This window comes from Shewanella sp. MBTL60-112-B2 (assembly GCF_019655055.1).
Classification (GTDB): Bacteria; Pseudomonadota; Gammaproteobacteria; order Enterobacterales; family Shewanellaceae; genus Shewanella.
Genome location: NZ_BPFA01000035.1, coordinates 42945 through 50914, shown reverse-complemented (window position 1 = coordinate 50914; position 7970 = coordinate 42945). Strand labels below are relative to the sequence as shown.

9 protein-coding genes and 1 pseudogene are annotated in these 7970 nt (G+C 41.7%); all 10 read left to right on the top strand.

Going from position 1 to position 7970, the window contains the following annotated elements; genetic code table 11:
• The coding region (locus K5Q73_RS18275; protein WP_220766160.1) for a hypothetical protein at nt 1–295 on the top strand (295 nt) is incomplete at its 5' end.
• 132 nt (nt 296–427) lie between these two features.
• Nucleotides 428–688, top strand: a complete 261-nt coding sequence (locus K5Q73_RS18270) for a transposase (protein WP_220762411.1) — start codon at nt 428–430, stop codon at nt 686–688.
• A 17-nt stretch (nt 689–705) separates the two neighbouring features.
• Nucleotides 706–984, top strand: a pseudogene (locus K5Q73_RS18265) (ATP-binding cassette domain-containing protein); the annotation flags it as partial.
• Between the two features lie 204 nt (nt 985–1188).
• Nucleotides 1189–1383 (top strand): hypothetical protein, encoded by a 195-nt coding sequence (locus K5Q73_RS18260; protein ID WP_220762413.1) that lies wholly within the window; start codon nt 1189–1191, stop codon nt 1381–1383.
• Between the two features lies 1 nt (nt 1384).
• Nucleotides 1385–1588: a hypothetical protein gene (locus K5Q73_RS18255; RefSeq protein ID WP_220762416.1), complete on the top strand. Its 204-nt coding sequence runs from the start codon at nt 1385–1387 to the stop codon at nt 1586–1588.
• Nucleotides 1589–2745: 1157 nt separating this feature from the next.
• On the top strand, nt 2746–2901 hold the full coding sequence (locus K5Q73_RS18250; protein WP_220765504.1) for a hypothetical protein: 156 nt from the start codon (nt 2746–2748) through the stop codon (nt 2899–2901).
• Between the two features lie 402 nt (nt 2902–3303).
• Nucleotides 3304–4284, top strand: coding sequence for a transposase (locus K5Q73_RS18245; RefSeq protein ID WP_220765503.1), 981 nt, complete (start codon nt 3304–3306; stop codon nt 4282–4284).
• Between the two features lie 246 nt (nt 4285–4530).
• On the top strand, nt 4531–5115 hold the full coding sequence (locus tag K5Q73_RS18240) for a hypothetical protein (protein ID WP_220765502.1): 585 nt from the start codon (nt 4531–4533) through the stop codon (nt 5113–5115).
• Nucleotides 5116–5589: 474 nt separating this feature from the next.
• Complete coding sequence (gene pip, locus K5Q73_RS18235) at nt 5590–6549, top strand: prolyl aminopeptidase (RefSeq protein WP_259650842.1); 960 nt, start codon at nt 5590–5592, stop codon at nt 6547–6549.
• A gap of 317 nt (nt 6550–6866) precedes the next feature.
• The gene (locus tag K5Q73_RS18230; protein ID WP_220765501.1) at nt 6867–7958 is read left to right on the top strand and encodes an NADH:flavin oxidoreductase; all 1092 of its coding nucleotides are present in this window, start codon (nt 6867–6869) and stop codon (nt 7956–7958) included.
• Nucleotides 7959–7970 lie beyond the last annotated feature (12 nt).

Below are 7970 nucleotides of genomic sequence, written 5' to 3'. Positions count from 1 at the left end.
TATCCCAGTAATTGAAACAGTAATCTTAATTGGAGGGGTGTTTTTATTAGAACTTTTTTTCCCACTTTTGATTGCATTACCATCCATTCTTATTTTAGTTTTAGTTGCTCATTACTTTAATCACTGGGCATCCCCTTTAGCTATATTTCCTATGTTTCTTATTAGTTTGTTATTGTTTATATCTTGGCGTTCAATAAATTATACGAAAGCTTTTTTTGGGGTGTTAATTATACATGTTACGCATAACTCGATTATAATGTTACTAGATAGTCTTGTAAGATTATCAAGAATGTAAATAACTAAAAACACACTCATTGGCCACCCATTGCTAATTGTGCATTTTTCACCTTACCACAATGTAACTCCCCCATAAAATGAAACAGTTCATAAGTAGAATTTTCCATTAACTAAAATAGGAAAATTTACGATGAGAAAAAGTAAGTTCACGGAATCTCAAATTGTCAGCATGATCAAAGAAGCCGAGTCGGGTGTGCCCGTTCCTGAAGTGTGCCGTAAACATGGCATAGGTCAGAGCAGCTTTTACAAGTGGCGCTCAAAGTATGGTGGTATGGAAGCATCAGATGTAAAGCGCCTCAAAGAACTTGAAGAAGAAAACCGGAGGCTAAAAGATATGTTTGCAACGCTTAGCCTAAAACACTCGATGCTTGAGGATATGACGAATAACTAAGACACCCAGAATTGTGCTTAGGCAGTCAGTTCTCCGGTGGGCAAGTGCAGCGGCTATTACTAGCTAGAGCTTTGTATCAGCAACCGAGTTTGCTGTTTATGGATGAAGCGACTAGCCATCTGGATATCGACAATGAAGCAAAAATTAGCGAGCAAATTAAACAGCTTAATATGACCCGAGTCATCATTGCGCATAGGCCAGAAACCATAAAGTAAGCACAGCGAATCGTCGTGATGCACCTGGGGAAGGTGTATACGCCCGAAGAAATGCAGCAATTAGCGCAAGGTGCGCAATAGCACATCTAAAGGGGAAAAGAATTTTAAACGATGGGGTATCTAGTTCAAAAGTAGCGAAATACTGTATCGGTTAAAAGCAAGGACGCGGCAACTTTAGCGGGAAACCGCGCCCTTGGTCAGTCGCTTAAGGCTTGGAAACTCTCATCGAGTCGCTAAGCACTTAGGCAAACATAACGTTAAACAGTTTAAATTAAGGAAGATATTATGCAAGAGTTAACACAGAAAGAAATCCAAGAAGTTAATGGTGGTGTAGCTGCTCTTTACTGGGTGGGAGTAGGAGTAATTAGAGGTGCAGCTTTTGTATATAGAAGCTTTTCTGCTACTCAAATTGCTTATGGTGCTGGGGCTGCAACTGGTGCAGGTATAACTATCGCAGCAGGAGAACAAGGTGATAAATAATATGGATAGTAATCATGGCGCGTCGAGCTTAACCCGTGAGCTAAGCATAGATGAACTAAGTAAAGTTAATGGCGGTGGTTTTTTTATACCGCCCTTGGTTGTTGGCGTAGCGAAAGCCTTTGGAAGCGGTGCTTTAGCCGGGGCTGGAGCTGCTAGTTTGTGGTTGGCTGCTAATAAGTTATTTGGGGAAAAAGGTTTAGATTAAACCTAAGCCATCGTTCATTTAGCGATGGCTTTAATTTTATATTGTAGAGGTCTTTAATGATAAAGTTTAAATTTACTAGAAAGATTGATGGTTTTGCCAATAACACCGAGATCCCGGTATGGGTGATTAGGGGAATTGGTATCGTTTCTCTACTTTACTCATTGAGGCATGTAGGAAGCTCATTTGATTTAGCAGCACAGTTTTTTTTCGTTACGTTAATTTGTGTATTCTCAATTTTTATTATGTCGAAAGTTAAAGTTAGTAAACACTTGATGCTATCTATCGCTTTATTTTCATTTTTTCTAGTTTGCCACCTTCATAATCTACTTACTGATATTTCACTGTTAATGATAGCAGCATCAGTACTGTATTTTTTTTGTGAAGTTGTTTATTTTTTATTTAAAAAAATGGCTAGAAATATATAGCGGTTCTTATCAAGGAAAATAATCTTGGATGTCTCTGTTATGTTCTTGAAAGTAGTGAGATGAAAATACAAGGCAACAACCGAGTGTACATAGGGCTTATCTCTAAAGAAGTTATATATGCCTGCAAAGCAAGGCGAATTAGTTTAATCGTTTGTAGGGGTTGATAAGCGGCAATAATAGCTTTTTATGATTCAAAATCAATCTGTTCCACTTGCAACGTGTCGACTGTTTTTTACTGTGAAGTGACTTTGCAAAGCGAAAAGCTATCCATGCTATGGCAATCAATGAAGCGGTAGCGTTTTGTAAACCTCGCTTAACTCCTGCCGCATCACCGCCTTTCTGGCTTTTATGTCATGCATTTGGCTGCTTATCTTGCAGACTTTCGTGACAGGCTTGAAATGGATTCATGCTCTAATGCATGTTGTTAGTAGTGTCTATATATTAAGCATCTTGCATAGTGCGTTTTGAGTCTTAGTGATTGAGCGTGATTAGGAAGTGTATGTATTTAATTTTTGAAATACTGATGTTAGTTGTGAAGGCTATCTTTTTGATTAGCACGGTTCAGTTTTTTCTTGGCAAAGAAAGTTTGCTTGAAAAATGGGTCAATCGAAAACCCAATGATGGCGATGCTGATTAATAACCATGGCTTTAACTAAAACTGTTTTGATTTGCGCTCTTGATTCATGGTGTTGATTTAAAGTTTTTAATTGTTGGTTTGCTCTCGGGAGTGCTATGAGAAACAAGTTTCTATTTGTCGGCTATAGCGTCAGTGCGCTAATCGGGATTTGGGTCGCAGGTTTGACAGGAATTGCTGGTATTCATCTGCTACAGTCTGCCATTCTGATGACGGCCCTTTTTGCGATTATCTTTTTGACCAGTAAGAGGTAGCCATAACTAACATGGATCACCGGTGGCGTTGGCTTTCGTTGATTACAGGCTAAAGCGCTTACTCTTCCCCTAATATTATCCCCGCGACTTCACTTTATTTGCCAGCTGTGAGCTGAAAAGGTTTCATGATTTTGCTGGATTAGCCTATGCAATAATGCCTCGTCAAAGCCACCTTTCTTGCCTCGCTAAGCGGCCCGCAGCGCTTTGGTGTAATCAATATTTGCTGCTACACAGCGTATCAAGATAACAATATTAGGATCTGTATATGAATAACAATGAGATCGCCGAGCTTTATCCCCCAATAGAGCCTTTTCACAAGGAAATAATAACTAAGACACCCAAAATTGTGCTTACTGGTTTCTTCTACTAGGCTTTGGTTAAGGCTGAAGAGAGGAGTTTGTTATGCCAACACCTAGAAAAGCGTTAGTGAGCCTAGAGGATACGCCGTTTTATCATTGTATATCACGTTGTGTTAGAAAGGCTTTTTTGTGTGGGGTTGATAAGCACACTGGTCAATCCTATGAGCATAGACGTGACTGGGTTGAGCTGCGATTGTTGCAGCTTGCAAAGGTGTTTGCCATTGATATCTGTGCGTTTGCGGTGATGAGCAATCACCTGCATCTTGTATTACGGGTTGATGCAGAATTAGCCAAGTCTTGGTCAGATATCGAGGTTGTCACGCAATGGCAACAACTGTTCAAAGGTGACAGCCTTAATCTGGCTTTTATCAAAGGTGAGTCACTTGAATCTTATCAGCAAGCCATTATCAATAAACGGGTTAAAGAGTATCGTATAAGGTTGATGGATATCTCGTGGTTCATGCGAGCATTGAACGAACCCATAGCCCGAAAGGCTAATGCAGAAGATAAGTGTAAAGGTCGCTTTTGGGAGGGGAGGTTTAAGTCCCAAGCACTGCTCGATGAGACTGCAGTCTTGGCTTGTATGGCATATGTCGACTTGAACCCTATTCGAGCAAAGATGGCAGTTTCACCAGAAACCTCAGATTTCACGAGTATTCAATTACGTATAAAAGCAGCGGTTAATGGAAAGCAACCCAAAGCGTTATTGCATTTTGTGGGAAATGAACATCAAGATATGCCTAAAGGGCTGATGTTTAATGCTAAAGATTACCTTCAACTGATTGATGATACCGGTCGTATTCAGCGCCATGATAAAAGAGGAGCTATTAGTCTCTCTTCTCAGAAGCTGTTGCATCGTTTGAATATTCCGGCTGAAAACTGGCTTAAAATGACCGCTGAGTTCACTAAAATCTTCAAAGGCCCTGTGGGTAATACGCAAGAACTGACGAGTTATTGTGAACACCTTGAACGTAAAAGGCGACAAGGTGCAGCCAATTGTCACCGCTGGTTAGATTGTAGTTAGTCTTTTTTAACTTACCCAACTTCTCAAATTACCAAACAGATGTTTGGTGTTTCTGCTGTGTGATTTTCATTAGGTTGGCGTGGTAATGAGTCGTTAGTCATGTTTAGCTCCTGATTGCAGCGCTTAGGCTGAGGGATGGTCCAAAAGAGTGGCTATTTGACTTGTGATTAAAGCTGACAGATTCTACCTAGAAGTACTGAAAATAATCTTGGATGTCTTTGTTATGTTGGTGAGATTGATGTCGGCATGGAGTTGGGGCTGTTTGTATATGAAAAGTTGATAACTGTCGAAGTCGATGATTACTGTATGTCATCGTGTGCTAATTATGTATTTACAGCTGCGCCGCGAAAAGAGATTGATAACACAGATATTATTGGTTTGCATGGTGGAGCGCTATCGCTTAAGAAAAATGTACATTACTCACAAGCTTTGAAGGTCGAGGTGAATAAGTTTATTAGCAGTTGTGACTGGTCACGACAAAGTCAGCTTTTAAAGGATGGTATTTTTGTTTTACGTGAAAGCTATATTGAAGCTGAGTGTCAGTTTTATCAAATGATTGGTGTCAGTAACCTGATTGTTCTAATCGGTGATTTGTATGCTCAGAAAAACAATTTAGACATTCTATATTGGCAATACAGCATCCCCTCACTTAGTTTGCTTGGCGTGACTAATGTGCATTTACAGTATCGAGATGAAGCGACAAACAAGAAACCGAGCGCTAAATATATTTCAATTCCTCAAGAGGTGGTCAAACACTACCTTGACTCAAATTCTGCGAAGAGTTCCCTGTGGTTACAGTCTATTAAGAAAGATGGTTTTGTACCGCATTAGGTTTTGGTTGTCTATATATTAAGCATGTTGCATAGAGCGGATAGACTCTCCGTGATTGAGCGTGATTAGGAAGTGTATGTATTTAATTTTTGAAATTCTGATGTTAGTTGTGAAGGTTATCTTTCTTATTAGCACGGTTCAGTTCTTTCTTGGCAAAGAAAGTTTGCTTGAAAAATGGGTCAATCAAAAACTAAATGATGACGCTGCTGATAAATAACCGCCGCTTTAACTGAAAGTGTTTTGATTTTATTGCAAGCTATAACGCTTACTCTTCCCCCTAATATTATCCCCGTGATTTCACTTTATTTGTCAGCTTTGAGCTGAAAAGGTTTCATGATTTCGGCTGGATGCCGTATGCCATAATGCCTCGTAAAAGCCACCTTTCTTAGCCTCGCTATGCGGCCCGCAGCGCTTTGGTGTAATCAATATTTGCTGCTACACAGCGTATCAAGATAACAATATTAGGATCTGTATATGAATAACAATGAGATCGCCGAGCTTTATCCCCCAATAGAGCCTTTTCACAAGGAAATGCTAAAAGTATCTGATGTTCACGAAATCTATGTTGAGCAGTCGGGTAATCCAAATGGCAAGCCTGTGGTGTATCTGCACGGTGGGCCGGGGGCTGGTACCGATCCTCAGTGTCGACGTTTATTCGACCCTGCCTTGTATCGTATTGTTATTTTTGATCAAAGAGGTTGCGGTAAAAGTACCCCAAAAGGCTGCCTCGAAGATAATACAACCTGGGGGCTGCTCAGCGATATGGAGCAGATTAGAACTCACTTAGGTATTGATACATGGCAAGTCTTTGGTGGCTCGTGGGGCAGCACACTAGCGCTGGCTTATGCGATTAATCATCCACAAGTTGTTGATGAGTTGGTATTGCGTGGGATATTCCTGCTGCGCCGTAAAGAGATTCTATGGTTCTATCAATGGGGGCACACACTGTTCCCTGACTTATTTGAGCAATACATAGGTTTTATCCCTGAAGATGAGCGTGATGATGTGATTCATGCGTATTACAAGCGCCTTACCAGTGACGACAAAGCGTTAAGAATCGCTGCTGCGCGAGTGTGGGGAAAATGGGAAGGCAGCATGTTATCTGTGTTACCCGATCCGGCTCGTGAAGAGCACTTTAGTTCAGATGAATTTGCCGAAGCATTTGCTCGTGTTGAGTGCCACTACTTTGAAAACCGTGCCTTCTTTCCAAGCGATAATTATCTACTCGAGAATATCGATGTCATTCGTCACATTCCTACGGTTATCGTACAAGGGCGTTATGATGTGATCACACCTTTTGAAGCGGCTTGGGATCTACATAAAGCGTTCCCAGAGGCAAAGTTTTTAGTGATCCCAGATGCAGGGCACGCGGTTAGCGAGCCCGGGATCAGAACAGCGTTGATAGAAGCGACGGATTTCTTTGCTAACAAGTAGCAATCTCCATGGCTGAGTGTTTCGAACATATTAAACTATAGAGCTCTGAAACGAGCATCTTGAGGTCATTTGGGTATAGATGGATGCTCTGGGTAATCATATGCAAGATTAATTTCTAAAAGCTGAACCTAGCTTAAGGAATTTCTTATATTTTGCGCGTAGGATCCTGCGCCTGCTGCGCTCTTATATTGATCAAGATACATTGATTGAGAGAGAACAGTAAAAACACAACAGCCATGCCTTATGCGTGGCTGTTGTGTTTTTACTGTTTGGCAACGTCGCTAGCTAGCATTGAATATGATTTAAGAGGATTGCACGTGAGCATTTTGTTTTCACCCAGCCATATTGGCAACATGACACTGAAAAACCGCTTTGTAAGAAGTGCGACGTGGGAAAATATGGCAACTGAAACTGGCCATATGACCGACAAGCTGTACTCGGTGTATGAAGAGCTGGCTAAAGGTGAGGTGGGATTAATCGTCACGGGCTACGCCAACATTGTGGCTGAAGAAAAGCCTAATGCTGGCATGATGGGCATGTATGACGACTCGTTCATTGCCGAATACCAAAAGCTAACTGAGCTGGTACATGGTTACGACTCGAAGATTGTTATGCAGTTGGCTTATGGTGGCACTAAGACCACTTACAATGTGGGTGAGCGAGTGATCTTTGCCCCGAGCGCTATTGCTGAGCGCGGTACCCAAACCATGGGTAAGGCGATGACTAAGCCTGAGATCGATTACATAGTTAACGCGTTTGCACAGGCGAGTCGCCGCGCACAAGAGTCTGGCTTCGATGGTGTTGAGATCCATGCGGCGCACACTTACCTAATCAATCAGTTCTTGAGCCCTTACTATAACCAGCGTGAAGATGAATACGGCGGAAGTCTTGAGAACCGTATGCGCTTCTTGTTGGAGATCTACGCTGAGATCCGCAAATCGGTTGGTGAAGAATATCCGATTTTAGTCAAGCTGACCGCCTCTGAATTCTTTGACGGCGGCTTAACTTTTGCTGAAACCCGCACTATCTGTAAAAAGCTTGCTGCGATTGGCGTCGATGCAATTATTATATCCGGTAACATTCACGGTAATGCTAATGCCGTGGTAGGTGAATCATTCGATGGTTATACCATACAAAGTGAAGGTTACTTCCGTGAATATGGCGCAGTGATTAGCCAGGAGGTAAACGTCCCCATTATTACCGTTGGCGGCCTAGCGGATATTTGCGCCATTGAAGAGATTGCAGCGAGTACCAATATTCAGTTCTTTGCTCTTTCAAGACCTTTACTTGCCGAGCCACACCTGCTTAAGCGTTGGTCTGAGGGGAGTACTGCAGAAGTGGATTGTGAAAGATGTTCAAAGTGCCGTACTAAGCGCGGTAATTTCTGTGTGGTGTATAAGAGGCGATAATTGCTTGCTGAC